This is a genomic window from Pontibacterium granulatum, from assembly GCF_029961155.1.
GTDB classification, from domain to species: domain Bacteria; phylum Pseudomonadota; class Gammaproteobacteria; order Pseudomonadales; family Balneatricaceae; genus Pontibacterium; species Pontibacterium granulatum.
Genome location: NZ_JASBRH010000006.1, coordinates 71,258 through 97,408, shown reverse-complemented (window position 1 = coordinate 97,408; position 26,151 = coordinate 71,258). Strand labels below are relative to the sequence as shown.

20 protein-coding genes and 2 tRNA genes are annotated in these 26,151 nt (G+C 56.8%); 14 read left to right on the top strand and 8 right to left on the bottom strand.

The annotated features are described in order from the left end of the window. Positions 1 to 175: 175 nt before the first annotated feature. Complete coding sequence (gene nhaD / locus QKW35_RS07605) at positions 176 to 1,420, top strand: sodium:proton antiporter NhaD (protein WP_282352015.1); 1,245 nt, start codon at positions 176 to 178, stop codon at positions 1,418 to 1,420. 27 nt (positions 1,421 to 1,447) lie between these two features. Next, positions 1,448 to 2,833, top strand: a complete 1,386-nt coding sequence (locus QKW35_RS07600; RefSeq protein WP_282352011.1) for an HD-GYP domain-containing protein — start codon at positions 1,448 to 1,450, stop codon at positions 2,831 to 2,833. Here the strand turns inward: QKW35_RS07600 and cuyB are convergent. Further along, the gene (cuyB, locus tag QKW35_RS07595) at positions 2,774 to 3,565 is read right to left on the bottom strand and encodes a cysteate racemase (protein ID WP_282352009.1); all 792 of its coding nucleotides are present in this window, start codon (positions 3,563 to 3,565) and stop codon (positions 2,774 to 2,776) included. The two genes, QKW35_RS07600 and cuyB, sit on opposite strands and share 60 nt — an antisense overlap. Before the next feature lie 290 nt (positions 3,566 to 3,855). Here cuyB and QKW35_RS07590 point away from each other — a divergent pair, with 290 nt between their 5' ends. The 8 genes from QKW35_RS07590 (at position 3,856) to QKW35_RS07555 (ending at position 15,543) form a co-directional block, all read left to right on the top strand. Next, entirely contained in the window at positions 3,856 to 4,767 is a 912-nt protein-coding gene (locus tag QKW35_RS07590) for a LysR substrate-binding domain-containing protein (protein ID WP_282352007.1), read from the top strand. Then, on the top strand, positions 4,767 to 6,449 hold the full coding sequence (locus tag QKW35_RS07585; protein WP_282352003.1) for a transporter substrate-binding domain-containing protein: 1,683 nt from the start codon (positions 4,767 to 4,769) through the stop codon (positions 6,447 to 6,449). Before QKW35_RS07590 ends, QKW35_RS07585 begins: the two co-directional genes overlap by 1 nt. After that, the gene (locus tag QKW35_RS07580) at positions 6,446 to 7,855 is read left to right on the top strand and encodes a sigma-54-dependent transcriptional regulator (protein ID WP_282352002.1); all 1,410 of its coding nucleotides are present in this window, start codon (positions 6,446 to 6,448) and stop codon (positions 7,853 to 7,855) included. Before QKW35_RS07585 ends, QKW35_RS07580 begins: the two co-directional genes overlap by 4 nt. A 374-nt stretch (positions 7,856 to 8,229) precedes the next feature. Further along, positions 8,230 to 9,627 carry an aspartate ammonia-lyase gene (locus tag QKW35_RS07575; protein ID WP_282352000.1) on the top strand — a complete coding sequence of 466 codons (1,398 nt, stop codon included), beginning with the start codon at positions 8,230 to 8,232 and terminating at the stop codon, positions 9,625 to 9,627. A gap of 60 nt (positions 9,628 to 9,687) precedes the next feature. Further along, complete coding sequence (locus QKW35_RS07570) at positions 9,688 to 10,968, top strand: dicarboxylate/amino acid:cation symporter (protein ID WP_282351998.1); 1,281 nt, start codon at positions 9,688 to 9,690, stop codon at positions 10,966 to 10,968. Between the two features lie 138 nt (positions 10,969 to 11,106). After that, positions 11,107 to 12,453, top strand: a complete 1,347-nt coding sequence (locus tag QKW35_RS07565) for a DEAD/DEAH box helicase (RefSeq protein ID WP_282351996.1) — start codon at positions 11,107 to 11,109, stop codon at positions 12,451 to 12,453. 400 nt (positions 12,454 to 12,853) lie between these two features. Then, positions 12,854 to 15,145: an ABC transporter substrate-binding protein gene (locus QKW35_RS07560; protein WP_282351994.1), complete on the top strand. Its 2,292-nt coding sequence runs from the start codon at positions 12,854 to 12,856 to the stop codon at positions 15,143 to 15,145. Between the two features lie 50 nt (positions 15,146 to 15,195). Beyond that, on the top strand, positions 15,196 to 15,543 hold the full coding sequence (locus tag QKW35_RS07555; protein WP_282351992.1) for a VanZ family protein: 348 nt from the start codon (positions 15,196 to 15,198) through the stop codon (positions 15,541 to 15,543). Positions 15,544 to 15,976: 433 nt separating this feature from the next. On the opposite strand, the gene QKW35_RS07550 is transcribed toward QKW35_RS07555, so the two are convergent. From QKW35_RS07550 to znuA, 4 genes are all read right to left on the bottom strand, one after another. Next, positions 15,977 to 16,888, bottom strand: a complete 912-nt coding sequence (locus QKW35_RS07550) for a DUF3179 domain-containing protein (RefSeq protein WP_282351991.1) — start codon at positions 16,886 to 16,888, stop codon at positions 15,977 to 15,979. Positions 16,889 to 17,009: 121 nt separating this feature from the next. Further along, a tRNA-Leu gene (locus tag QKW35_RS07545) sits at positions 17,010 to 17,096 on the bottom strand. A 90-nt stretch (positions 17,097 to 17,186) separates the two neighbouring features. Next, positions 17,187 to 17,273, bottom strand: a tRNA-Leu gene (locus QKW35_RS07540). A gap of 133 nt (positions 17,274 to 17,406) precedes the next feature. Beyond that, positions 17,407 to 18,429 carry a zinc ABC transporter substrate-binding protein ZnuA gene (znuA, locus tag QKW35_RS07535; RefSeq protein WP_282351989.1) on the bottom strand — a complete coding sequence of 341 codons (1,023 nt, stop codon included), beginning with the start codon at positions 18,427 to 18,429 and terminating at the stop codon, positions 17,407 to 17,409. Between the two features lie 64 nt (positions 18,430 to 18,493). Here znuA and QKW35_RS07530 point away from each other — a divergent pair, with 64 nt between their 5' ends. Genes QKW35_RS07530 through znuB form a run of 3 tightly spaced genes read left to right on the top strand, consistent with a single transcriptional unit; the run spans position 18,494 to position 20,533 of the window. Then, complete coding sequence (locus QKW35_RS07530) at positions 18,494 to 18,985, top strand: Fur family transcriptional regulator (protein WP_282351986.1); 492 nt, start codon at positions 18,494 to 18,496, stop codon at positions 18,983 to 18,985. Continuing rightward, positions 18,982 to 19,749 carry a zinc ABC transporter ATP-binding protein ZnuC gene (znuC, locus tag QKW35_RS07525; RefSeq protein ID WP_282351984.1) on the top strand — a complete coding sequence of 256 codons (768 nt, stop codon included), beginning with the start codon at positions 18,982 to 18,984 and terminating at the stop codon, positions 19,747 to 19,749. The genes QKW35_RS07530 and znuC overlap by 4 nt, the downstream gene beginning before the upstream one ends. Further along, positions 19,742 to 20,533, top strand: a complete 792-nt coding sequence (gene znuB / locus QKW35_RS07520; RefSeq protein WP_282351983.1) for a zinc ABC transporter permease subunit ZnuB — start codon at positions 19,742 to 19,744, stop codon at positions 20,531 to 20,533. Before znuC ends, znuB begins: the two co-directional genes overlap by 8 nt. 57 nt (positions 20,534 to 20,590) lie before the next feature. On the opposite strand, the gene QKW35_RS07515 is transcribed toward znuB, so the two are convergent. After that, positions 20,591 to 21,466: a DMT family transporter gene (locus QKW35_RS07515; RefSeq protein ID WP_282351981.1), complete on the bottom strand. Its 876-nt coding sequence runs from the start codon at positions 21,464 to 21,466 to the stop codon at positions 20,591 to 20,593. A gap of 120 nt (positions 21,467 to 21,586) precedes the next feature. Between QKW35_RS07515 and QKW35_RS07510 the strand changes: the two genes are divergently transcribed. Next, positions 21,587 to 22,705 carry a PQQ-dependent sugar dehydrogenase gene (locus QKW35_RS07510; protein WP_282351980.1) on the top strand — a complete coding sequence of 373 codons (1,119 nt, stop codon included), beginning with the start codon at positions 21,587 to 21,589 and terminating at the stop codon, positions 22,703 to 22,705. Between the two features lie 14 nt (positions 22,706 to 22,719). On the opposite strand, the gene QKW35_RS07505 is transcribed toward QKW35_RS07510, so the two are convergent. Together QKW35_RS07505 and QKW35_RS07500 are read right to left on the bottom strand one after the other, a co-directional pair. After that, positions 22,720 to 25,464 (bottom strand): cation-transporting P-type ATPase, encoded by a 2,745-nt coding sequence (locus QKW35_RS07505; RefSeq protein ID WP_282351978.1) that lies wholly within the window; start codon positions 25,462 to 25,464, stop codon positions 22,720 to 22,722. Between the two features lie 422 nt (positions 25,465 to 25,886). Continuing rightward, positions 25,887 to 26,150 (bottom strand): YheV family putative zinc ribbon protein, encoded by a 264-nt coding sequence (locus QKW35_RS07500; RefSeq protein WP_282351976.1) that lies wholly within the window; start codon positions 26,148 to 26,150, stop codon positions 25,887 to 25,889. Between the last annotated feature and the right edge of the window lies 1 nt (position 26,151).

Sequence of the window (26,151 nt, the reverse complement as noted above, 5' to 3'; positions counted from 1 at the left end):
GAGTGGCGTTTAAAGCCCTGTCCCCTGTTGGTGACAGGGCTTTTTATTGTTCCCAACCGCATATTGAAATACATACCACCGCAAAACCAATTACGAGATGCATAAAAACTGGACTACAATCAAGCCTCTATAACTTATTGGTATCCGGTCGCCTGGCCGGATGGAGTCTAACCCTATGACTATTTTGCTTTTGGCATTGATCGTTTTCGCGTTTGTGATGATCGTGATCGAGGACGTGGTCCACGTGAACAAAGCGAAATCAACGCTGTTTATCGGCACCCTGGTATGGATACTCGCCTTTATCTTCCCCGAGCAGATCATCCACGAAGGTAGCGTTCAGGAAAAATTGAACGAAAACCTCTTGGAGATTGCCACACTTTGGCTCTTTCTGATGGCCGCAATGACTTATGTTGCGTACCTCAACCAGAAAGGGTTGATCACCCAGCTGGTTTACCGGGTTCTGCCTGACCAGATAACTCAGCGTAAGCTGATGTTGCTGATGGCTATGCTGGCGCTGTTTTTCTCCTCGCTGGCAGACAACATCACCGCCTCATTGATCATGCTGTCGCTGCTGGCGTCGCTGAACTTGGAGAAGAAAGACCTATTAAAGTTCGCTACTTTGCTGGTATTCGCGGTGAACTCCGGCGGCGTAGCGTTGATCACTGGCGACGTAACCACCCTGATGATCTTCCTGGCCGACAAGGTGGAGATCCTCGATCTGTTCCTGCTGATCCCACCCGCCATCATTGGTGTTGCCGTGTTGGCACTCTGTCTGATGTCAGGCTCCAACCAGGAGTTTCAGTTGCCACGATTCCGTCGTCCGATCTCGGGACGAGACAAGGTGATCGGAGCGCTGTTTCTGTTAACCATCCTGACCACGCTGAGCTTCAGCACGCTGTATCAGATCCCACCGTTGCTGACCTTCCTGTTTGGCCTGTCGGTGATGTTCCTGGTGCACCAGATCCTGCATAAAAAGGACGATGACCGCCCGAACATCCTGGAATACATCCGCGATATCGAGTTCGATACGCTGCTGTTCTTCCTGGGCGTTCTGCTGCTGGTAGGCATGCTAAAAGAGCTGTCGGTGCTGGATCACCTGCCGGAACTGTACAACGTGTTGCCAATCGCCATGGCCAACTACATTGTAGGCCTGCTCTCGGCTCTGGTGGATAACGTGCCGCTTACCGCCGCGATACTGAAATCCGGTGTTGCGATGAACAAGGCACAGTGGCTGGGCCTGACCTACGCGACCGGCGTGGGCGGTTCGATCCTGATCATCGGCTCCGCCGCCGGTGTGATTGCGATGAGTAAAATGAAAGAGTTGACCTTCCTCAGTTACATGCGCTTTATCCACTGGTTGCTGGTTGCCTATACCAGCGGTTACGTGTGCGTCTTACTGGCCGGTTCTCTGCTAAGCTGATTGGACCGTCAGCAAAGGAGATTGATGATGCGACGATTCAGACAGAATCCAGTTGCCGGGCTACACCTTTCGGAACTGATCAGCGCGCTATCGCACGCTCTGGACATGACCGAAGGTCAGCCGCCGGGACACTGTATACGTTGCTGCTGGATCGGCATGCATCTGGGCGAGCAGCTTGGGCTGGATGAGGAGAGCCGCTGGGAGTTGTATTACACCCTCCTGCTAAAGGATCTGGGCTGCAGCAGCAATGCTGCCCGGATCTGTCAGCTTTACGGTGCCGACGACCTGAGCTTCAAACACGACTTCAAACGTGTCGATGGCAGTCTCGCCCAGGTCGCCAGCTTTCTTATCAGTCATACCGGCCGGGATGCGGGTATCACAGAGAAAATCCGCAAACTGGCGACCATTGTGAGTCACGGGGACGAGATCGCCACTGAGCTCATTACCACACGCTGCGAACGCGGTTCGGAAATTGCCCGTAATCTCGGCTTCAGTACCACCGTTGCAGAAGGGATCTACAGCCTCGACGAACATTGGAACGGAGCAGGTAAGCCGGATGGCTTGCAGGGTGAGCAGATTCCGTTGTTTTCGCGCATCGCACTGTTGGCCCAAGTCGTCGATGTTTTCCACACGGCCGCTGGAGCCGACGCGGCACTCGCGGAAGCGCGCGAGCGCGAGGGTCGCTGGTTCGACCCTCAACTTGTCGACGCATTGGCGCAAGTCGCTGCCTCCCCCGGTTTCTGGGACAGCCTGCGGAGCGAAACACTGTCCCGGCAGGTGCTGTCACTGCCGCCGGCCTCCCACGAGATAGCGGTAGACGAGGACTTTCTGGATCGCATATCGGCCGCTTTCGGCCAAGTGGTCGATGCGAAAAGCCCTTACACGGCGGGCCACAGTGAGCGGGTTGCGCTCTACACCGACCTGATCGCCGAGCGCATTGGTCTCGAACCCACTCGCCGCCGTTGGCTGAAGCGTGCCGCCCTGCTGCACGATATCGGCAAGCTGGGCGTGAGCAACAGTATTCTCGATAAACCGGGAAAGCTGGACGACGAGGAGTGGCGCCTGGTACAGGATCATGCACGCTATACCGAGGAGATTCTCTCGCATATCGGTGCCTTTTCGGAACTGGCCCTGGTGGCTGGCGCCCATCATGAGCGCCTGGACGGAAAAGGCTATCCCCGTGGCATTGACGGCGATCAGATCAGCCTGGAAACCCGCATCATCACAACCGCCGACATCTTTGATGCCATCACGGCAGAGCGCCCCTACCGAGGTGCCATTCCTGTGCCGCAAGCGCTGGAGATGATGGAAGAAAATCTGCACTCCGCACTGGACCCAGTATGCTTCCAGGCGTTAAAGGACGCCCTGGCAGACATCCCGCTCACCGCCGACAACCTGGCTGCGGTGTGTTAACCGTTCCAGACCATCTCCGTTGGTATCCAGCTTCAACGCGGTTTGCACCCGATACCAGCGCAGGCATGCGTCGGCCAGTGCCTCAGTTGCGTCCACACCGGCGGCGAGACAGGCAGAACCTATGTGCGCCAACGCCAGTGGAATCTCGGTGCAGCCCAGAATAACCCGCTCTACACCAGACTCAAGCAGCGCCTGTACACAGCGCTCCAGCACGTATGCCCCCTCGGCAATTGCACCGGACTTGACCGAGTAGATCCCCTCCATGACCCGTCGCTGCAACGCCGGTTCGGGCAATACCAGTTCGATCCCGTGAACAGCCAACACCTGCGGATAAAAACCGGCCTTGAGGGTCCCATCGGTTGCCAGCAGTCCCACACGCTCTACCCCGTCCTTGCGCAGGTTATGGCCACAGGCCTCGGCGATATGCAGCACCGGTACCGGGCTGATTGCGGTCAGGTCCGGATGCCAAAAGTGCGCTGTATTACAGGGTATGGCAATACAACCGACACCGGCATTGGCCAGCGTCCTCACACCTTGCGCCAGCGCGTTTAGCGGAGATGACTGGTTATCCATTAGGCAAGCCGTGCGATCAGGAATCTGGGGGACCGAATGCACCAGCAAAGGCAGATGGTCCTGGTCCTTTTCCGCCGGTGTCTGGCGGATAATCTTCTCGACAAAATCAACGGTGGCAAGCGGCCCCATGCCACCCAGAACTCCGATCAGCGTGCTCATCAGGGAATCTCCAGGGAATTTGCCAATACCCTAGGTTGATCGGGATTCCACGGCCAATGCCGTCTTGGTAGACCCCATACCGTTGCGGCATAAACACCATTAACCTCTTACATATCAGGGAGATAGAAACCAAATGCCAGACTGGTATCGGCTAGGTCATATTGTTATAAAGAGCGGCCACTCAAGAAACTTAGCCCACGCGGTAGTACACTGAATAAGGCATTCGCTTTAGCATACTGGCCTGTTTCGGCGTATATATGCCATCAATATCGGGTGAAGGGTTTTCCGTCATGAACATCGAAACGAAGTGGTTAGAGGATTTTCTGTCGCTGGCGAAAACCCAGAGTTTCTCCCGTTCCGCCGAGGCACGGCATATGACCCAACCCGCCTTCAGCCGCCGCATTCGCGCATTGGAAGAGGCGGTAGGCTGTGAACTGGTCGACCGCAGCAACGTACCGATTCAACTGACCCCGGCCGGTCATCTGTTTCAGATCACCGCGCAAAACCTGGTCAACCAGTTGGATGACTGTGTCGCCCATCTGCAGTCGCTGCAGCAACGAGGATCGGAAGTGATCGATTTTGCCGTGTCCCACACACTTTCGCTGTCACTGTTTCCCCGCTTTCTGCAATCGCTGCAGGATGAACTGGGTAAGAACCGCACCCGCCAGTTGGTCGCCAATGTGGACGACAGCGTGCAGGCGCTGAAAAACGGCATCTGTGATTTCCTGCTCGCCTTTGAAAACCACAGCCTGACCACCGACCAGTTTCAGGCGCTGTCGCTGGGTGCAGAGCAACTGATCCCGGTCTGTCGGGCCAACGACGAGGGCAAACCGCTGTTTGATCTTGACGATCCCGACCAACAAACCATCCCCTATCTGGCCTACCCGCAGGAGATCTATCTGGGCCGCTGTGTTGAACAACTGCTCCGGCAGCCACCCCGTATGATCGAACTGCAGCAAGCGTTCGAATCCCCGCTGGCCGACAGTCTTAAGGTGATGGCGTTGCAGGGCATGGGGATCGCCTGGGTACCCAGCTTTGCCATCCAGAATGAGCTGAAGCAGGGCTTTTTAGTCCCTTGCGGCAGTGAATCGTGGCAACATCCGCTGAAGATCTACGTGTACCGCTGCAATCGGCCACTGTCAGCCAGCGCCGAAGCGCTGTGGCAGGTACTGCAGCAACGTTACGGAAATGGGGAAAGCTAATGCGCATCCATCACTGCCTGCAATCGCTGCTCCTCTGTTGCCTCGGTCTGATCATGGCCAGCACCAGCGCCGCCGCACCGGATGATCTGATTCGCATCGGCGGCGACCATAACTACCCGCCTTACGAATTCATCAATGAGGATGGCCAACCGGACGGCTACAACACCGAGCTGACCCGCGCCATCGCCGAAGTGATGGGGATGAACATCGAGATCCGGCTGGACCAGTGGGATAGCATGCGTAACAACCTGGAGACCGGCCAGGTGGATGCCCTGCAAGGTATGGTGCTGTCCGAGGACCGCACCCGCACCTACGCGTTCTCTCCCCCTCACGCAATTATTAACCAGTCGATCTTTGCCCGCCGGGGCGAGGCGCGGGTCGCTGATCTCGCCGAACTGCGCGGCAAAGAGGTCATCGTGCAGAACGGCGGCATCCTGCACGACTACCTGCTTCAGAACCGGGTCGGCGCCAATCTGATACTGGTTGATACCCACGCCGATGCGCTGCGCCTGCTCGCTTCAGGTCAGCACGACTACGCACTGGTAGCGAACCTGCCAGGCCTCTATCTGGAACGGGAACTGGAGCTGTCCAACATCACGCCGGTGGGCCAGCCTTTTGGTGCCCAGCATTACGGTTACTCGGTGCTGAAGGGCAACGAAGACCTGCTGGCAAGGTTCAGTGAAGGCCTGGCGATCCTGAAAAACACCGGGCGCCAGCAGGAGATCTACGATAAGTGGCTCGGCCCGTTGGAGCAACCTGGCTGGCCATGGGCGAAGATCGGCCAGATCACCGCCTGGATCTCCGCCATCCTGCTGGTTGTTCTGGGTGGTATCGTGGTCTGGAACCGGATGCTCACCCGTCAGGTCAGCCGCCGAACCGAAGAGCTGAAACTGCAGCAACAACAGCTGATCCAGGCCGACAAGATGACCTCGCTGGGCATCCTGGTGTCCGGCGTCGCCCACGAGATCAACAACCCCAGCAGCCTGCTGCTGCTCAACCTGCCGGTGGTGAAGGACGCCTACCAGGATCTGGAAACCATCCTCGAGGAGTATTACGAGAAACACGGTGATTTTGATATGGGAGGACTGGCCTACAGCCGTATGCGGGACGAGGTACCCCGCATGCTCGACGACATGCTCGCCGGTACCCACCGCATCCGCCGGATCGTTGATGACCTGCGCGACTTTGCCCGCCAGGGCCCGGCTGACCTGGATGAGATGGTCGACCTGAACGATGTGGTTGCCACCGCAATCCGCCTGGTGGACAACACCATCCGCCATGCCACCGACCACTTTGAAGCGAACTACGGCGACAACCTGCCTGCCTTTCAGGGTAACGCGCAACGGATCGAACAGGTCGTGATCAACCTGATCGTCAACGCCTGCCAGGCGCTGGAGTCCAGCGATAGGAGCATCCGGGTACGCACCCTGCTCACGCCCGACCGCAAACTGCGCCTGGAAGTACGCGATCAGGGTCGGGGAATCGAAGCCGACGACCTGTCACGCCTGAGCGACCCGTTTTTCACCACCCGTCGCGAGCAGGGCGGGACCGGTCTCGGTCTCTCCGTCTCTGCCAGCATCGTGCAGGAGCACAACGGCAACCTGACTTACCGTTCGCAGCCCGGCAAGGGCACCGTCGCTATTCTTACATTACCGCTAAGCCAAGGAACTCCCACAGCATGAGCAGCAACCGCTACCCCAATTTCGGCATCCTACTGGTCGACGACGAGGCACCGTTCCTGCGCAGCCTCAGTATCGCGCTGGAACGTCGCGGCGGCTTCAACCATATATACCAGTGTGACGATAGCCGCGAAGCGATGGGCATCATCGCCCGCGAACCGATCGGCCTGGTACTGCTCGACCTGACCATGCCGCACCTGTCCGGTGAGGCGCTGCTGCTGCAGATCGTGGAGGAATATCCAGAGGTGGGGGTGATCATCATCAGTGGTCTCAACCAGTTGGAAACGGCGGTCAACTGTATCCGACTGGGTGCCTACGACTACTTCGTTAAAACCACCGAGGAGGATCGCCTGATCGAAGGCATTCGCCGCGCGGTGCGCATGCAGGAGATGCGCCTGGAAAACCAGGAGATGCGCCGCCGGTTCCTCACCGACACCCTGGAACACCCGGAGGTGTTTAGCGCCATCGTCACCCAGGACAAGGGGATGCGTTCGGTGTTCCAGTACCTGGAATCGGTCGCCGCCAGCAATCAGCCGGTACTGGTTACCGGCGAGAGTGGGGTGGGTAAGGAGCTGATCGCCCAGGCGGTACATACCCTGAGCAACCGTGCCGGACCGCTGGTGTCGGTCAATGTAGCGGGGCTTGATGACAACGTCTTTGCTGACACCCTGTTTGGCCACAGTCGCGGCGCCTTTACCGGCGCTGACAAGGCCCGCGCCGGGATGATCGAGCAGGCCGCCAACGGCACCCTGTTTCTCGACGAGATCGGCGACCTGAGCCAGGCTTCACAGGTCAAGCTGCTGCGTCTGCTGCAGGAGGGGGAGTATTATCCGTTGGGCAGCGACCGGCCGAAACGGATCCGCGCCCGGGTGGTGGTCGCCACCCATCAGGACCTGGAGAACAAACAACAGCGCGGCGAATTCCGTAAAGACCTCTACTACCGCCTGCGTATCCACCAGATCGAGATCCCGCCGCTGCGCAAACGTAAGGGTGATATCGCCCTGCTACTGGAGCATTTCCTGGCGGTCGCGGCCGAGGAGATGGGAAAAACCAAACCCACCATCCCCAAAGAGCTGCCGGTATTACTGGCCAACTACAGTTTCCCGGGCAACGTGCGTGAACTGCGTGCGCTGGCCTACGACGCCATGAGCCAGCACCGCGCCAAGATGCTCTCCATGGAGGTGTTCCGCCGCGCTCTGGGACAGGACACACCGGTTCAGGGCGAAGCCGGCGATGAACCGGTCTCCCTGTTCCCGGCTGATCAGCCGCTGCCAACCCTGCAGGAAGTGGGCGACCTGCTGGTCAACGAGGCGATGCAACGCGCCCAGGGCAACCAGTCGCTGGCGTCCAAACTGCTGGGCATCTCCCAGCCGGCGCTGAGCAAACGTCTGAAAAAACTCTCCTCTTAAGTCTCGTCTCAGGCCCCACCCTGTCTCCGGCAGGGGAGGGCGATTGCACCTTTCCAAACCCCTATAACCAGGGTTTGGGTTATAACCAACGGAATCCAATTTAACCCGTTGATTTAATGGGCCAATTCCAAAAAACGCGTGCGCAGCCCATTCCATTGGTTATACCCCTTTGCATCTCTAAGCCCTTCCGGGCAACCCAATATTTCCCCAACAAAACAAACGCTTACCAAGCAAATATAAGTTTGGCACCCGCCTTGCAAAGTCCTCTGTATCCAGGCCGTGGATCTGTCGCGCCACCGGCCACACAACAAGAAGAGACACCAAGAGGACCACACCCAATGGGAAACACTGTTCAGCCACTCCGAGAGCCATCCATGCGGCGAGAAAAGGACCTGCTCGGCGAGGCGAGAGTACCCTACGATGCCTACTTTGGCGTCCAGACCCAGCGTGCCCGCGATAACTTCGACCTGAGCGGCGTACCGCTGAGCCACTTTCCCCAGCTGGTCAACGCGCTGGCGCTGGTCAAGCTGGCCTGCGCCAAGGCCAACCAGACCCTGGGCCTGCTGGATGACGGCAAAGCCGAAGCGATCGAGCAGGCAGTCCAGCTGATCCTCGATGGCCAGTACCACGCAGAGTTCGTGGTCGATATGATCCAGGGCGGCGCCGGTACCTCCACCAACATGAACGCCAACGAAGTGATCGCCAATATCGGCCTGGAACAGCTGGGCTACGCCAAGGGCGAATACAACCACCTACACCCGAACAACCACGTCAACATGTCGCAGTCCACCAACGATGCCTACCCGACGGCGGTGCGTCTGGCGATCCTGCTGAAGCACGGTGAACTGGTGCAGGCCCTGGCCTCACTACGCGATGCCTTCGCCGCCAAAGGCGAGGAGTTCGCCGAGGTCCTGAAGATGGGCCGCACCCAGCTGCAGGACGCGGTACCGATGACCCTGGGCCAAGAGTTCCAGTCCTACGCTACCACTCTGGGTGAGGATATCGACCGCATCGCCGGCCTGTCCGAGCTGCTGAAGGAGATCAACCTGGGCGGTACCGCCATCGGCACCGGTATCAACACCGATCCGGAGTACGCCAAGCTGGCGGTGAGCTATCTGTCCGAGCTGAGCGGCTTTGAGTTCAAACGTGCCTCCGACCTGGTGGAAGCCAGCTCCGATATGGGCGCCTTTGTGCTGTTCTCCGGCATGCTGAAACGTCTGGCCGTGAAACTCTCCAAGATTTCCAACGACCTGCGCATGCTTAGCATGGGCCCGCGCTGTGGCCTCAACGAGATCAATCTGCCACCGCAACAGCCGGGCAGCTCCATCATGCCGGGCAAGATCAATCCGGTGATCCCGGAAGCGGTCAATCAAGTGGCGTACCAGGTGATCGGCAACGACCTGGCCGTGACCATGGCGGCCGAAGCGGGCCAGTTGCAGCTGAACGCCATGGAACCGCTTATCGCCTACAACGTACTGGAATCGATCCGCATGCTGACCCAGGCGATGCACATGCTGAAGAACCGCTGTGTGCGCGGCATCACCGCCAACACCGAACGCTGCCAGGAACTGGTCGACCAGAGTATTGGCATCATCACCGCTGTGGTGCCCTACATCGGGTACGAGAACTCCAGCCGTATCGCCAAAACCGCCCTGGAAACCGGACGCGGTGTGCTGGAGCTGATCCGCGAAGAGCAGCTCATGAGCGAAGAGGCCCTGAGCGAGATCCTGCAACCGTCCAACATGATCCGCCCCCAGCGCCGACGCGGCTGAGGGCCTAAATCCTGCTGCCTGCGTGCAGGCAGAAAACAACGATAAGAAAGGTAAATTGTGATGCAAGAGACAACTCTCACACCGAGCCGCAGCGGCTTTTGGAGCGACCTGGCGCTCTGGAAAAAAATCCTGGTAGGTATGATCCTGGGTGTTCTCGTCGGCGCCGTGATGGGCCCGGATGCCGAGATGCTGAAGCCGATCGGAACCCTGTTCATCAATGCGATCAAGATGCTGATCGTACCCCTGGTGTTCTGTTCCCTGGTGGTGGGCGTCACCTCCATGCAGGACACCCGTAAGATGGGCCGCATCGGCCTGAAGTCCGTGGTGCTGTACCTGGGTACCACTGCGGTGGCAATCACCATCGGTCTGGGCCTGGCGACCATCCTGACGCCGGGTGCAGGCCTGAACATGAGCCCGGCGGAAACCGCGGCGGTGGCAAAAGAAGCGCCAACCCTGGTGCAGACACTGCTGAACATGATCCCGAAAAACCCGATCAACGCGCTGGCAGCGGGCAACATCCTGCAGATCATCGTCTTTGCCCTGGGGCTGGGTATCGCCCTGACCCTGTGCGGTGAAAAAGCGGAACCGGCGATCAAGGTCTTCGAAAGCCTAGCGGAAGGCATGTACAAGCTGACCGAACTGGTGATGAAGCTCGCCCCTTATGGGGTATTTGGCCTGATGGCCTGGGTTGCCGGTAAGTACGGCCTGGAAATCCTGCTGCCACTGGCCAAGGTAATTGCAGCGGCCTACATCGGCTGTCTGATCCACGTTGTGGTGTTCTACAGTGGCCTGATCAGCACCGTGGGTCGCCTCAGCCCGGTACGTTACCTGAAAGGCCTGGTAAACCCGGCAGCGGTTGCCTTCACCACCACCAGCAGCTCCGGCACTCTGCCTGCAACCATCAAGGCGGCCCGTGAAGAGATGGGTGTATCCAAAGGGATCTCCAGCTTCGTGCTGCCACTGGGTGCCACCATCAACATGGACGGCACCGCACTGTACCAGGGTGTCTGCGCCCTGTTTATCGCCCAGGCATTTGGTATCGACCTGAGCATGGCGGACTACCTGCTGATTATCATGACCTCCACTCTGGCATCCATCGGTACTGCCGGTGTTCCGGGTGCGGGTCTGATCATGCTGTCCCTGGTACTGACCACTGTCGGCCTGCCGCTGGAAGGCCTGGCAATCGTCGCCGGTATCGACCGTATCCTGGACATGGCACGCACCAGCGTGAACGTGTGTGGCGACCTGATGGTATCCGTGCTGGTGGGTAAGAGCGAAAACGAGCTGGACGAAGATATCTACAACGGCATCGAGCCTGCTCCGGCAAAAGAGCTGGCATAAACACCGTGTTCTCCCCGCCATTGTGGCGCCCCTTCTGGGGTGCTGCAATGGCCCTCTTCCTGCATCCCGAAGTCGCACCCATTCCCGCTTTCCGGTAAGCTGCACGCTGTTTTTCACAGTCAGTTTGATCGGGTTTCTATGTCCAATTTCTCCTCCCTCGGTTTATCGGATGCTCTGTTGCAGGCGCTGGACGCGCTGAACTACCAACAACCTACACCGATCCAGACCCAGGCCGTGCCACAGGTACTGGCGGGGAAGGATCTGATGGCCGAAGCCCAGACCGGTACCGGTAAAACCGCCGCCTTTGCGTTGCCGATCCTGGAGAAACTGGCGCAACAGCCGGTCGAGGAATCCGTACGCCCGGTACGTTCCCTTGTGCTGGTACCCACCCGCGAACTGGCGGTACAGGTGACCGACAGTTTTTACGCTTACGGCGAACAGCTGGGGATCCGCATTATCCCGATCTACGGTGGCGTGCGCGCCGAGAACCAGATCAAACGCCTGAAGCGCGGCGCAGATATTCTGGTGGCCACACCAGGCCGTTTGCTGGACCTGCTGGGCCGCGAGGAGATCAGCCTGGAGAGCTTGCAGACTTTGGTGCTGGACGAAGCCGACCGCATGCTGGACCTGGGTTTCAGCCGCGAGATCGACAAGCTGATGGCGCAGATGCCGAAAGAGCGTCAGACGCTGCTGTTCTCAGCCACCTTTGCCGACACTATCACCGAACTTTCCCGGAAGATCCTCAGCAATCCCGCCAAGATCAGCGTGGCCAAGCGCAACTCCACCGCCAAAACCGTGCAGCAGCTGGCCTACCGGGTGGACAACCAGGACAAGGCCGATACCCTCAGCTACATGATCCACGGCGGTCAGTGGGCCCAGGTACTGGTGTTTACCCGTACCAAGAAACGTGCCGACATCCTCACCGCCCATCTGCTGGAGGAAGGGATCAGCGCCGCTGCGATTCACGGCGACAAGAGCCAGCGTGACCGCTCGCGGGCCCTGGATGCCTTCAAGCAAAACCAGGTGCGGATTCTGGTCGCCACGGACGTGGCCGCCCGCGGCCTGGATATCGACGCACTGCCCCGGGTGGTGAACTTCGACCTGCCCAACGTGCCGGAGGCCTACGTGCACCGTATCGGCCGTACCGGCCGTGCCGGCAGCAGCGGTCAAGCCATCTCACTGGTCGCACCGGATGAGAAAGGGTACCTGAAGGAGATCGAAAGCCTGATCAAACAGCCGCTGAAGCTAAAGCCCGTGCCGTATTATGAAGAGGGCAGCACCGAGCCAGTCGACGCAGAGGAAACAACACATAAGCCTAAGCGTGCGAAGCAACCGGCCAAAGCCGCCGCTAAGCCCAAAAAGAAGCTGACACCCCAGCAGCAGGCGCGTAAGAAAGCAGAAGAGGAAGCGGATCGCAAAGCGGATGCTAAACCCACCCTGCGCCCTTCGTTTATGTCCCTATCGAGCGGCAAAAAGCGTAAATAAAACGCCAATTGCAGCACACACAACTAAAAAGGCTATCCCCGGGGATGGCCTTTTTAGTTCTTAGTTACCACGCTTGATCAAAAGCGTATCAGCCGAATACTGGAGTAATTAGAGAGCACATCCTGCTTTTCCTCATCGATCACAACGGCACCACCGTTGCTGAAGGTTTCTGCTGCCACACCGAGCAAGCGTCTCTAACACTACTGAATAGTGAGTTTTCATTAAAAAACTTGATCTTATCCACCCCTTAGAACCTCTTCTGCCACAATTTCGGTCTACTCTGAATACAAAGACTCTAGCTTTCTGTAGTTAAGATGATGATTCAAAGGACCATGAGCAGCATCTGCTCCAGCCCCCTGATACCTAAAACATCCGACCACCCAGGAGTGCATGACCTCCCATGAAGTGGTTTCTGGTATTGCTTATAGCGATTCACAGCACCATTGCCTTTGCCTTGCCCACAAAAACAGCGCAGGGCAAGCAGGCGGTATCCCTGCAGCTGCTGTGGAAAAACCAGTTCCAGTTTGCCGGCTATTACATTGCCAAAGAGAAGGGCTTCTACAATGAAGCGGGTCTGGAGGTTGATATACGCGAGTTTAGTCACCAGGTGGACTTGGTGGGTGACGTACTGGAGGGAAAGTCAGATTTCGCTGTAGGCCGCTCTTCGTTACTGATTGAGAAAGCCAATGGGAAGGATATCGTGGCCCTGTTCGCCGCCTACCAACAGTCACCGTTGATGCTACTGTCAAAAGCAAGTTCCGGTATCAAAAAACCCATGGACCTGAAAGGCAAGCGGATCATGATCACCCATGACGCTGAGCAAGTAGCCGAGGTGATGGCGATGCTGCTGCAGGCAGGCCTGCGTCGCACTGACTACGAACACCAGCATCACAGCTTTAACTTGCAGGATATGATCGAGGATAAAACCGATGCGATGGGCTCCTATATCTCCAACGAGCCGTTCCAGATGGAACAATTAGGGATACCCTACACCATCCTGCACCCTGCCGACTTCGGCTTCGATATGTACGCCGATATCCTGTTTACATCACGCAAGTTGCTGGATGAACAGCCCGATCTTACCCTGCAATTTTACGAGGCCTCATTGAAGGGGTGGCACTATGCCTTTGACCATATCGAGGAAACCGCGCAGCTGATTTACTCGCACTACAACTCGCAGAAGCGTAGCCTCGACGCCCTGATTTACGAGGGCAATGCGTTGAAAAAACTCGCCTTCGATGAAAAGGGTTACTTCGGCACACTCTCCCCTGAGAAATTCGAAAGCATGGCCAAACTGTACCTGATCATTGGGGCCCTGAGCCCCAACTACGATTTCAAGGGTTTCATCTACAAACCCGAAGTAGTCATGTTCACCGAGCGGGAGCGAGCCTACCTCAGCCACAAAGGCGATATAACTTTGTGCGCCAGCCGTGACTGGATGCCTTACCAGGGCATCAAGGAAAACAACTATCAAGGCCTGGTATCCGACTATATGAGCCTGTTGCTCGATAAACTGGACCTGACCATCACCGTGATGCCGAGCGATTCCTGGCCGCAAACACTCAATATGATCCGTTCCGGTCTGTGCGATATCGCACCTGGCGCCATGGCGACCCCCAAACGCGGGCAGCATCTGGCATTTTCACGGCCTTACCTCAGCATGCCAGCCGTGGTTGCCGTCCATAACCGTTCCCAATTTAGCGATACGGCGGAACAGTTGGCGGACAAACGCCTCGCCGTGCGGTCCGATTCTGCATTCTACGAAATCCTGGTCAATCGCTATCCCAACGCCACGATTGTGCCGGTTGCATCGGTCAGCGACGGTCTACGCCGCCTGGAAACCGGCGATGTCTTTGGCTTCATAGATGCACCGGCCAGCATCAGCTACACCATGCAGGCAGAGCATCTTATGGATATCACCCTGTACAACTCCCTTAACGATCAGTGGGACCTGAGTGTGGCCGTGCGGCGGGACAACCAGATCCTGTTGGATATCATCAACCGTGTAATCGGCACGCTGAGCCCTCAAGAGCACAATGCTATCGCCAACCATTGGCTCAATATCCGTTACGCCTACAAAGTCGACTACTCCCGCGTCTGGTTGGTGGGCGCGCTCTTCCTGCTGATCCTGATGCTGGTGGCCTACCGCTACAAAGTCGTGGCGGGCTATAACCGACAGCTAAAGTTTATGGCGCAACACGATGCCCTGACCGGCATATCCAACCGCAACAAGCTGTATGAGTACCTTACCAACAGCCTTGAAATTTACCGCCGCTATGAGCGCCCATCAGCCGTGATCTTCTTTGATGTGGACGACTTCAAACAGGTAAATGACCAACACGGGCACAATGAAGGTGACCGGATACTGATCACGCTTGCCGATGTCGTCAAAACCGCTATCCGTAAAACGGACCAGATCGGCCGTTGGGGAGGTGAGGAATTTCTGATTATCCTGCCTGAATCTGATCTCGAGATGGCGGCGACATTAGCGGAAAAACTGCGCGCGACGATCGCGCAGCATGACTTTGGCTTAGGTAAACACACGATCACCTGCAGCTTCGGTATCGCCCAGGTTCAACAGGCCGATACCATTGCCAGCCTGATCCATCGGGCGGATAACGCACTCTATCAGGCTAAAAATGGTGGCAAAAACTGCGTCCGCGCTGCTGAATCTGCAGCAGAGTCTGCGTAAACTGCATCTGACTTAGCTATCGACGAACATTGCCTTCTCAAGGATCTCCCATGCTGCAGTTTCAACTACGCCAAGTACCGTTCTATTGTTTACTTTTATTGGTGACCTATTTAAGTGTCCTGCCGACGGTTGAAACACCCGACTTTGATCACTCAGATAAGGTACTGCACTTCGCTGCATACCTGGGTGTGGTGGCCTGGGCATATATAGGCTTTCCCAAGGCCAGCGTTAAGCTACTCATATGTATTGTGTTATGGAGTGTTGGAATCGAGCTTGTTCAGTGGCAAATGCCATCGCGCTCCTTTGACCTACTGGATATTCTGGCCAACACTCTTGGCAGCCTCGCCGGCTGGCAGATAATAAAAGTCATGCAACGCATCTGCCCAAAGCTCGCCTGACAGGGTTGTGGGACCTCCCACAACCCGCATGCCAAAAATGTCATGAAGCACACCAACCGCATGACATAAATGTCTTCAGCATCGATACTCACGCCTCTGCACCCATCCGCCAAAAACAAAAAATAATCAAACATTTCAGTTACTTAAAAAAACAAAGCTCAGACTGGCACTGCCGTTGCTATATACAAGACAAAGGCTTAAGACTGTATGAGGAATCAAGCTATGTCTCATGACGAACAAGGTGTTGAAATTATTGGTGTAGTGCCTTCCATCCTGATGGTTTTGGTGGGCTTGATCATCGCTATCTTCCCGATGCTGGTGCAGGTCGGTCTGCTGCTGTAATCCGGATAGGCTCCAAACAGATTTCCATTTCTTCCCGTTCTATCACCCTGCCCAATCAGGGTTCTTCGCCGGAGCGAATTGCTCCGGCTTTTTATTGCCCACTATACACGGCAGTATCAGGATGGAATGTGTACCAGGCAAACCAGAACAGGTTCACAGCAGACAGCTCTGCACCTTCCGAGGTAAAGATCCGACCGGTACGCTTAGCCGCATCAAAACGGATCTCCACAGTTTCTCCGGCAAATTCGTCCCATACCCACTGCACGTTCTCTTTGGCTAACTCGGCGAAGGGATAGGCCTTAAACTGACCGTTGATCTTTACCCCCAACACCCGTTCTTTGGGATGGTAGCGGCGGCTCCTGAACGCCACTGGGAACATCACACCCTTGTCCCGTGCATACTGGTAATAGGGGTTGCGATGGTAGTCCCGCTCAAACCCTGTATCCCGGCTCAATACTTCACCCTGTGGATAACGCTTACGCCAGTCTGACCAGCGTTCGAGACTTACAGGAATCAGTGACAACCTTTCTCCTTTCAAAGGGCCAGAGACCGCTTGGGACCGGACCTGTGACCAGAGCGACTTGGTTTCCTGGTCATACAGCAACAGATTGCTGTTGTAGAGCAATCCGGACACACCAAAGGTCAGGTTACGCCCGGCAACATTGGGCGAGAAGGCCATACCGCTGCCACACAACGGGCAGTAGGTAATCAGGATTGGCTGGCCACTGACATGGTCGTTCACCACTTCATGCCAGTTGAGGATGGAAAGAGGGTAGGCGCGCACTGCACCGTGCCAGGAAAGTGCTAAGACCAACGCATCCGGTTTCAGCCACTGAACCTGATCGGCTTTTTCGAAGTGAGGATGGGTAATCGCAGGGATACCGTCTTTATCCGGGCCACCTGCATGAATTTCATCTGCGGGAATTAGAGCATTGGAAATGTCGAAGCCGTTGTAAGCGTGCACATGGGAGAGAATGACCCAGACAATCAGCAACGCAAACATAACGACCAACCAGAATCGGGAAGTTCGGAATAGCGCCATAGCAAACACTCAGAACGGTAATATCTGAAGTTTTTGATCAATTACTATGGGAAAAATTCAATCTAGGAGGGAGGTCACCGGTTGGTGCAGATGGGGAGACTCGAACTCCCACGCCCGTGAAGGCACTAGCACCTGAAGCTAGCGTGTCTACCAATTCCACCACATCTGCGTCGGTTGCGTGTTTTTTACCCGGTTACGCGGTCCGGCAAGTTGTAACTTTCTTTGCACCAGATCCTGCTTGCCGTGAGGCATTTAGGATTGGTGCAGATGGGGAGACTCGAACTCCCACGCCCGTGAAGGCACTAGCACCTGAAGCTAGCGTGTCTACCAATTCCACCACATCTGCGTCGAAAGTGGGGCGTATTGTATAGAGGTGTTTTCCGTTTGTGAACACCTTTTTTCAATTTTTTTTATCTTTTTTCTCAACAAGTTGCTAAGGGGTTTTCGACCCAGATACGCCCCGCTAAAACAGCCCTACATTATCGAGCCGTCAGACAATCAATAAACTGATCGGCCACACTGCGGATATAAGCAGTATAGCTATTCTGTTTCACCTCCGTGTCGGTCGCCAGCGGATCGATCGCCCCCTGACGCACATCCAAACCATTGGTGACTGCATGGATAATCGACGGTTTGAACTGTGGCTCACTGAAGACACACACGGCCTTCTCATGTTCCAGTTGTTCGCGGATCTCTGTCAGGTGACGTGCACCCGGTTTACGCCCCGGATCAACAGTGAAGTAACCCAACTGGTTCAGGCCATAGTGGTTCACAAAGTGGCCCCAGGCATCGTGGAATACAAAAAAGCCATGAGACTGCAGCGGCTTAAAGCTCTCTTTCAACTGCGCATCCAGCGACAGGATGTTCTGTTCCAGACGTTTGTAGTTGCCTGCGAAGGTCTCGGCATGGGCCGGGTAACGACGCGCCAGCTGTTCCTGCAGTTCTTTACCAAATGCCAGCGATACCATTGGATCCAGCCACAGGTGTGGATCTCCGGCATGTTCATGATCGTGATGGGCATCCGCTACTGCTTCTTCATCGTGGTGCTCATCATGTTCATCTTCATGTTTGGTGTGGTCATCGTGCGCTGCATGATCGTCATGGCCTTTGTGATCATCATGCTCGTCGTGATCATCATGCTCCTCATGGCCGTGTCCTTCGTGCTGATCATGATTTTCATGACCCTCTTCAGCATCTGCCATCTGCAGCACCAACGCATCGGAACCACGCAGTGATTTTTCCAGGAAGGTTTCCAGATCAGGCCCCACCCATGCCACAACATGTGCACTGTCCAGCTTCCGGCGATCGGATGGTTTCATCGCATAGTGGTGCGGGGAGGCCCCCGGTTTAATCAGTAACTCTACGTCTCCGGTGTCTCCGACAATATCGGCCGCCAGCAGCTGCAGAGGTTTAATACTGGCCAGTACTTTCACGTCTTCAGACGCCTGGGAAAACTGGCTGAAGAGCACACTGAGAAATACAATGGTCGCTTTTAGTCGCATAGTGTCGGTTCATCTCGGCAAATGTTCCGTTATACTATAACAAATCAAAAAGGTATTTCTCTATATGGCTTCGGGTACGATCGCATTTGAGTCACACCACGACCACAACCAGTGCATAGAGCAGGCTATGGATGAAGCCCGTTCCCTGTGCAAAGCGCGTAATCAGCGCCTGACCCCCATTCGTGAGCTGGTTCTGAAACTGGTGTGGCAAAGCCACAAACCTCTGGGTGCCTATGAGATCCTGCCTGCACTGGCCGAAGCGGGTTTCAACTCTGCACCCCCGACGGTTTACCGGGCGCTGGACTTCCTGCAGGAACAGGGGCTGGTGCACCGGATCGCGCTGTTGAATGCCTTTATTGGCTGTCCACACCCGGGTAAGTCCCATCATGGCTGTTTCCTGATCTGCCGCCACTGCAATACCGCAGTGGAAGCGGATAGCCGTGATGCCGAAGCTTTGATCTCCCAGCAAGCATCCAAGCTGGGATTCACCACCGAGCAGCAATCCATTGAGGTGCTGGGTTGCTGCCCGAATTGTCGGGAGCATGCCGAAGAATGAAGTCACACCATGATCTGGTCCGTCTGGAACAGGTTAACCTGCACTTTGGCCGTAACCACGTGCTGCAGAACATCGATATGGCCTTGCACAAAGGCTGCATCACCACACTGATCGGCCCAAACGGCGCGGGTAAGACCACCCTGGTTAAGGTGGTGCTTGGCCTGACAAAACCTTCCAGTGGCAATGTTTGGCGCGAAAAGGGATTGCGGATCGGTTATATGCCACAGAAACTGCATGTGGATAAAACTTTTCCATTGACCGTGCAACGTTTCCTGCAAACCACCCAGTGTAAGGATAAGTCGCTGATGTTGGAGGCATTATCCGATGTAGGCGCAGAAACATTGCTTAAGGAATCTATACATAACCTGTCCGGTGGTGAGATGCAGCGAGTGCTGCTGGCGCGTGCATTGCTGCGCGACCCAAACCTGCTGGTGCTAGACGAGCCGGTACAAGGTGTGGATATCAACGGCCAACTCGAACTGTACGCGCTGATCGCCCGTATCCGCGATCAGCGTAATTGCGGCGTGTTGATGATCAGCCACGACCTGCACCTTGTGATGTCGTCCACCGACCATGTAATCTGCATGAACCACCATATCTGCTGTTCAGGTCATCCGGAGCAGGTCAGTGCCGATCCATCCTTTGTGGATCTGTTTGGCGCCAAGGGCGCAGAACAGATCGCCCTTTACAGTCATCATCACAATCACAAGCACAACGCCCACGGCGATGTGATCGAAGAGTGTTGCGAGCATAACCATGGCTGATTTCCTGATTCTTGCCCTGCTGGGCGGCCTGGGTGTCGCAGCGATTGCCGGCCCACTGGGTTCATTTGTAGTCTGGCGCCGCATGGCGTACTTCGGTGATACCCTGGCACACTCGGCCCTGCTGGGGGTTTCCCTCGGATTCCTGTTTGATATCAATCTCAACCTGGCGGTGATCGCTTGCTGTGTCTTGCTGGCGTTGACACTGGTCAGCCTGCAACGGCAACACCTGGTGGCTACCGATACTCTGCTGGGCATCATGGCTCACAGCAGCCTGTCGCTGGGCCTGGTAGCAATTGCCCTGATCGATGATATCCGTGTTGATCTGATGGCTTACCTGTTCGGTGACCTGCTAGCGGTCACCCCGGAAGATCTGTATTGGATCTACGGCGGCGGCATTCTGGTAGCGGTGTTGCTGCATAAACTATGGGAACCGCTGCTGGCAATCACCATCAACGAAGAGTTGGCCCAGGTGGAGGGGGTCCCGGTAACCGCCGTACGCCTGTCGTTGATGCTGCTGATCGCCGTGATTATTGCGGTGGCGATGAAGATCGTTGGTATCCTGCTGATCACCTCCCTGTTGATTATCCCCGCTGCGGCGGCACGTCGCCTGTCCAAAACACCGGAGCAGATGGCCATCGGCGCCGGTGTTTTAGGTTGCACTGCCATCGCCCTGGGTCTGGCGCTCTCCTATCAATGGGATACTCCAGCCGGCCCCTCTGTGGTAGTCGTAGCGATGCTGGAATTCCTGCTGATCTACAGCTGGCCACAGCGTCAGGCCGCGTAAGTGACACAAAAAACCCGGCATCCGCCGGGTTCTTTTTAATTGGTTAAACGGAGCCGCTTACCGCCTCCATAACACATTGATCAGGGCCCCGGCGATGATCAGGCCACCGCCCACCAGCGTCCAGAGCGTTGGAATTTCGCTGAAAAACGCCCAACCCAGCACCAGCGAAAAGATCACCTGCACGTAGGAGTAGGCCATCGCTTTTCCGGCTTTTTCGTACTGCATCGCCTTGGTCAGCCCCACTTGGCCCACCTGGGTAAAGATCCCCACCAAAATCAACAATACAAACGCTTCCAGGTTCGGCATCACAAACCCATCACCCAGCAACAGCACCGATACCGGCAGGGCGATCAGTGGGAAGTAAAAAATAATCACTGAGCTGTCTTCGCTGCTGCTGAGCTGCCGTACGATCACGTAGGCAATGGCACTGCCCAGGGCACCGGCCAGCGCTGCCGCCACACTCAACCAAGGCAGGTTAGCACTGTAGCCGGAGAACAGGTCCGGTTTCACCATCACCACCAGCCCCACTATGGACAGCAGGATACAAAGGATCGTCGAGCGCTGGACCTTCTCCGACAGGAACAGCAAAGCCAGCACCGCAGTGAACACCGGGTTGGTGTACTGCAGGATGGTGGCTTCTGCCAGGGGTAGGGTAGTGACCGAGTAGTACACGCAGATCAGCGCCACGGCGCCAACCGCCCCCCGCGCAAACAGCAGCACCTTATTGTGCCCCCAGACCGAGATCCGCTTGCGCTTCACATCCAGATAACTGATCAACAGGGACACGATCGCCCTGGCCGCAACGATCTCCAGCACCGGAATATCGTAGGCGCTGACCGCTTTAACACAGGCGGCCATGAGGGCAAAACCCAGCGCTGAAAACAGCATGTAGCGTACGCCCAGCGGGAAAATATCTTTCAGATCAGTCAGCATTTTTCAGTTTCTGGTGAGGTTAAGACAGCCCGCAGTAATCGGGGCTGCTATTCTGGCTCACCGCCGTGCCAGAGGCTATGGTTAACGGTGACTTTTTTCGGCAACAGTGTGGGACAAGCGATGAACAATACACGGCTGATCTATGGTCTGACGTCTCTGTTTCTTGCAACCAGCCTGCAGGCGCGAGACCTTCCTCTCGACCGACTACAACTGCCTGCTGGATTCCAGATCGACCAGGTGGCTGCGGTCGAGAACGCGCGCCAGATGGCCCGGATGGATGCACCAGACGGGCAGGGGATACTGTTTGTGGGTTCGCGCCGTGCGGGCAAGGTGGTGGCCCTGCGCGACAAAAACGGCGACGGTTATTACGAGCAGCAGTACCTGATTGCCCGCGGTCTGGACCTACCCACGGGTGTTGCCGTGCGTGGCAATGACCTTTATGTAGCCGAGGTCGACAAGATCTGGCGCTACCCTGATCTGGCTAAGCGACTGGAAAACCCGCCCGCACCGCAGCTGGTCACCGACCAGTTGCCGGATGAAAGCCACCACGGCTGGAAATACCTGAAGTTCGGCCCCGACGGCTGGCTCTATTTCAACATTGGTGCCCCCTGCAACATCTGCCTCTCCGACGACCGCCGCTTTGCCTCGATCCTGCGCTTGAATGTGGATAACGGCGAGCAACAGATCGTGGCGGAAGGGGTGCGTAACAGTGTCGGCTTCACCTGGCACCCTGTGGATAAATCGCTCTGGTTTACCGACAACGGCCGCGACCATATGGGCGACGATCTGCCCGACGATGAACTCAACCGGACAACCCAAACGAGCCTGCACTTTGGCTACCCCTATGTCCACGCTGATGGCGTAACCGATCCGCGTTTTGGCGGTCTCGCCAGCGGCAACTACCAGCCCCCCAAACTGGGCCTGGGCGCCCATGTCGCCCCGCTGGGCTTAACCTTCTACCGGGGTCAGCAGTTTCCCAAGGCTACCGAGAACACCCTGTTTATCGCCGAACACGGCTCCTGGAACCGCAGCCTGAAGGTGGGCTACCAGGTCACCCGGGTAGAGACCCGCGATGGCGAGGTGATCGGTCATGAGCCGTTCATTACGGGCTGGCTGCAAGGACAGCGCCATTGGGGCCGGCCGGTGGATGTGCTTACCGACCATGACGGCAGCTTGCTGATCTCCGACGACTACGCCGGTGCGATCTACCGGGTGACGTATAAACAAGCCACCCGGTAACACCCACATCAGAGTTAGGCGTGGGGGGACTGGACCCGGGGCGGTGCCTGTGGCGGCTGTGAATTGCCGAAAGGCCGCATCAGCTTTTTCTCCAGCTCCACCAACAGAAACACCATCAACGCCACCATGATGATGCGCAACCAGGAACCACCGTCGATCGCTTCCACATTAAAAAACAGCTGCATCAACGGCGTGTAGGTGAAGATCAGCTGGAAGAAGACCACCAAGCCAATCGCCATCAACACATAACGGTTACCCAGCAATCCCTCTCGGTTGAGCACGGACTCATACAGGTAGCGGCTGTTGATCAGGTACACCACCTCCAGCATCACCAGCGTATTCACCGCCACAGTGCGGGAGTATTCGATGCTGGAGCCGGCATCTATCTCCCAGAGGAACAGGCCAAAGGTGCCCGCCACCATCAGTAATGACACAAACACGATCCGCCAGGTCATGAAGCGGGACAGGATCGGTGCCCGGGTATCCCTTGGCATACGTCGCATTACCCCGGTCTCGGTTGGCTCAAAGGTGAGCGACAGCGCCAGGGTGACAGCGGTGATCATATTCACCCAGAGGATCTGGGCGGCGGTCACCGGCAGCATGGTACCCAGTGCGATCGCCGCCAATACGGTCAGCGCCTCACCACCGTTGGTTGGCAAGATAAAGAGGATGGATTTGCGGATGTTGTCGAACACTGTCCGACCCTCTTCAACCGCATGGGCGATGGAGGCAAAGTTGTCATCCGCCAGCACCATCTCGGCCGCTTCCTTGGCCGCTTCGGTGCCCTTAATGCCCATCGCCACGCCGACGTCGGCACGTTTTAGGGCGGGGGCATCGTTCACTCCATCACCGGTCATTGCCACGACCCTGTCTTGCGCCTGCAGGGCGGTGACGATACGCAGTTTGTGTTCTGGGCTGGCGCGGGCAAACACGTCGTAGGTCTGTACCGCCTGCTGCAACTCGTCATCGCTCATCTGCTCCAGTTCAGAGCCGGTGAGCGCGTCGTGACTGCTGGTAATGCCCATCTGGCTGGCGATAGCTGCCGCCGTTTCAGCATGGTCACCGGTGATCATTTTGACATTGATACCGGCTTCGTGGCACTGGGCTACAGCCTCGATCGCTTCCTGGCGGGGAGGGTCGATAATACCCACCACACCCAACAGAATCAGGCCGGACTCCACCTCATCAAAGCAGAGGGTCCGTTGGCCGCTGGCCACCGGCAGACAGGCAATCGCCAGGGTGCGTTGACCGCGGCGGGCGATGGTCCGTTGCTGGGCCAGCCAGAAGTCCCGATCCACCCGAGTATCCCGGTCATACATACGCTGTGTCTGACAGCGCGGCAAAATCGCCTCGATTGCCCCTTTGATGTACACCACGCCCTGGCCGTTGTGGTCGTGGTGCAGAGTGGCCATAAAGCGGTGCTGGGATTCGAATGGAATCAGGTCGTCGCGGGGCATCTCCCGACGGGTCTCCGCCACATCGTAACCCGCCTTCACCCCTAATACAGTGAGCGCGCCTTCGGTCGGATCACCGCTGATCAGCCACTCACCCTCTTTTTCCGCCAGGGTGGAATCGTTGCACAACACGCTGGCCAGACAGAGCTGGCGCAGTACCGGGTGGTCCGCCAGGTCGATATCCTGATTACCCAACACAAAGGCCCCGTGTGGGTTGTAACCCACCCCGGTCACATCGATGTTCAGGTCGGCGGTAACCACATGGGTAACGGTCATCTCGTTGCGGGTGAGCGTACCGGTTTTATCGGAGCAGATTACGGATACAGAACCCAGGGTTTCCACCGTGGGCAGGCGGCGGATGATCGCGTGACGGTTCGCCATGCGCTGGACGCCGATGGCCAGTGCAATGGTGATGACCGCCGGTAGGCCCTCCGGGATCGCCGCCACGGCAAGCCCAACGGATGCCATGAACATCTCTTCCCAGGTGTAGCCGTGCACGGAAACACCAAACACCACGGTCAGCGCCGCGATGGCCAGGATGACACCGGTCAGCCAGCGGGCAAACAGATCCAGCTGGCGGGTGAGCGGGGTGGTGAGCTGGGTTACTTTGGCCAGCATGGTGCTGATACGGCCAATCTCGGTGTTGGCGCCGGTTTCCACCACCACGCCCAGTCCCTGGCCATAGGTCACCAGCGTTCCGGAGAAGGCGATATTGCGACGGTCGCCCAACGCGGCATCTGCGCTGACCGGCTGGGTATCTTTATCCACCGGTACGGATTCACCGGTCAGCACCGCTTCCTCGATCTGCAGATCCTTTGTCCAGAACAGGTGCAGGTCAGCCGGCACCCGGTCACCAGACTGTACAAACACCACATCACCCGGCACCAGTTCCTCAGCGTCAGTCTGGAAACGGTGGCCTTCGCGGGTCACGGTGGCCTGACGGGAGAGCATCTTGCGTACGGCATCGATCGCTTTTTCCGCTTTCCCCTCCTGAATAAACCCCACCAGCGCATTGACCACCACAACAGCAGCAATCACACCCGCATCCACCATATGATCAAGCAGGGCGGTAACAATCCCGGCTACGACCAGTACGTAAATCAGTACGTTGTGAAACTGAGCCATCAAGCGCATCAGCGCACTGCGGCGCGGCGGTTCGGGAATACGGTTGGCTCCGTATGTCTGCCGGCGGATCACCGCTTCCTCTTTTGCCAGTCCATCCGTTGAGGTCTCCAGCGCAATAAAAGTCTCCTGCGGCTCACGTGTATGCCACCGGGTGACCTGATCTTCCTTTTCTAATTCCATGATGCATCTCCAAGAGGGTTTGGCACGGCCGTCATATCAACCAGCCCAGTGTGACTGTACAGCACACACCCTGCCCCTGCGCACAATTAATACAGGACTCACCGCCCTGGCGCGGGTTGATCGGAATCCCATCCACCTTGAGTAAATACGAATCATTCGTATTGATTTTATATAGCAGCCCATTGATAATAGTTTTCGTTTATTACCAAGTCATTTACAGGTTATCGGATGATAGAGACCAAAGTCCGCACGTTTGATCCCGGCTTCCCTTTTATTGCACTGACAGGTGGTGTGATGCTGTGCCTGCTGATGGTGCTTTAATCCGGCGGCAGATGACGTAAAAAGCAGGTACGATTCGAGAGAGGTGTCGGAAAGAGCCGTAGATGCAGTGTTATGCACCTACGGCGAAACGAAAGGCATACTCAGTGGTCGCGACGCTTGGCACCGGGATTAGGCACGAACAGCAGCGGCTGAGAATCTTCCGGAACTGGGTCAGCAGTGCGGTTGACGCGGGTTTCCAGCTCTTCGGCTGGCTCCGGCTCTCCATCCAGACGCATGGCGTCTTCAAAATCACACTCCACGCACTCCCGATACTCTTTTTCACCGTCCCGGTACATGCGTAGCGTGTCCATTTCGCCACAGCGGGGGCAGGTCGCCCCGGCAATAAAACGTTTTACAACACTCATA

Coding starts and splice junctions, on each gene's coding strand:
- nhaD (WP_282352015.1), top strand. CDS start 176: ATGACTATTTTGCTTTTGGCATTGATCGTTTTCGCGTTTGTGATGATC.
- QKW35_RS07600 (WP_282352011.1), top strand. CDS start 1,448: ATGCGACGATTCAGACAGAATCCAGTTGCCGGGCTACACCTTTCGGAA.
- cuyB (WP_282352009.1), bottom strand. CDS start 3,565: ATGAGCACGCTGATCGGAGTTCTGGGTGGCATGGGGCCGCTTGCCACC.
- QKW35_RS07590 (WP_282352007.1), top strand. CDS start 3,856: ATGAACATCGAAACGAAGTGGTTAGAGGATTTTCTGTCGCTGGCGAAA.
- QKW35_RS07585 (WP_282352003.1), top strand. CDS start 4,767: ATGCGCATCCATCACTGCCTGCAATCGCTGCTCCTCTGTTGCCTCGGT.
- QKW35_RS07580 (WP_282352002.1), top strand. CDS start 6,446: ATGAGCAGCAACCGCTACCCCAATTTCGGCATCCTACTGGTCGACGAC.
- QKW35_RS07575 (WP_282352000.1), top strand. CDS start 8,230: ATGCGGCGAGAAAAGGACCTGCTCGGCGAGGCGAGAGTACCCTACGAT.
- QKW35_RS07570 (WP_282351998.1), top strand. CDS start 9,688: ATGCAAGAGACAACTCTCACACCGAGCCGCAGCGGCTTTTGGAGCGAC.
- QKW35_RS07565 (WP_282351996.1), top strand. CDS start 11,107: ATGTCCAATTTCTCCTCCCTCGGTTTATCGGATGCTCTGTTGCAGGCG.
- QKW35_RS07560 (WP_282351994.1), top strand. CDS start 12,854: ATGAAGTGGTTTCTGGTATTGCTTATAGCGATTCACAGCACCATTGCC.
- QKW35_RS07555 (WP_282351992.1), top strand. CDS start 15,196: ATGCTGCAGTTTCAACTACGCCAAGTACCGTTCTATTGTTTACTTTTA.
- QKW35_RS07550 (WP_282351991.1), bottom strand. CDS start 16,888: ATGTTTGCGTTGCTGATTGTCTGGGTCATTCTCTCCCATGTGCACGCT.
- znuA (WP_282351989.1), bottom strand. CDS start 18,429: ATGCGACTAAAAGCGACCATTGTATTTCTCAGTGTGCTCTTCAGCCAG.
- QKW35_RS07530 (WP_282351986.1), top strand. CDS start 18,494: ATGGCTTCGGGTACGATCGCATTTGAGTCACACCACGACCACAACCAG.
- znuC (WP_282351984.1), top strand. CDS start 18,982: ATGAAGTCACACCATGATCTGGTCCGTCTGGAACAGGTTAACCTGCAC.
- znuB (WP_282351983.1), top strand. CDS start 19,742: ATGGCTGATTTCCTGATTCTTGCCCTGCTGGGCGGCCTGGGTGTCGCA.
- QKW35_RS07515 (WP_282351981.1), bottom strand. CDS start 21,466: ATGCTGACTGATCTGAAAGATATTTTCCCGCTGGGCGTACGCTACATG.
- QKW35_RS07510 (WP_282351980.1), top strand. CDS start 21,587: ATGAACAATACACGGCTGATCTATGGTCTGACGTCTCTGTTTCTTGCA.
- QKW35_RS07505 (WP_282351978.1), bottom strand. CDS start 25,464: ATGGAATTAGAAAAGGAAGATCAGGTCACCCGGTGGCATACACGTGAG.
- QKW35_RS07500 (WP_282351976.1), bottom strand. CDS start 26,150: ATGAGTGTTGTAAAACGTTTTATTGCCGGGGCGACCTGCCCCCGCTGT.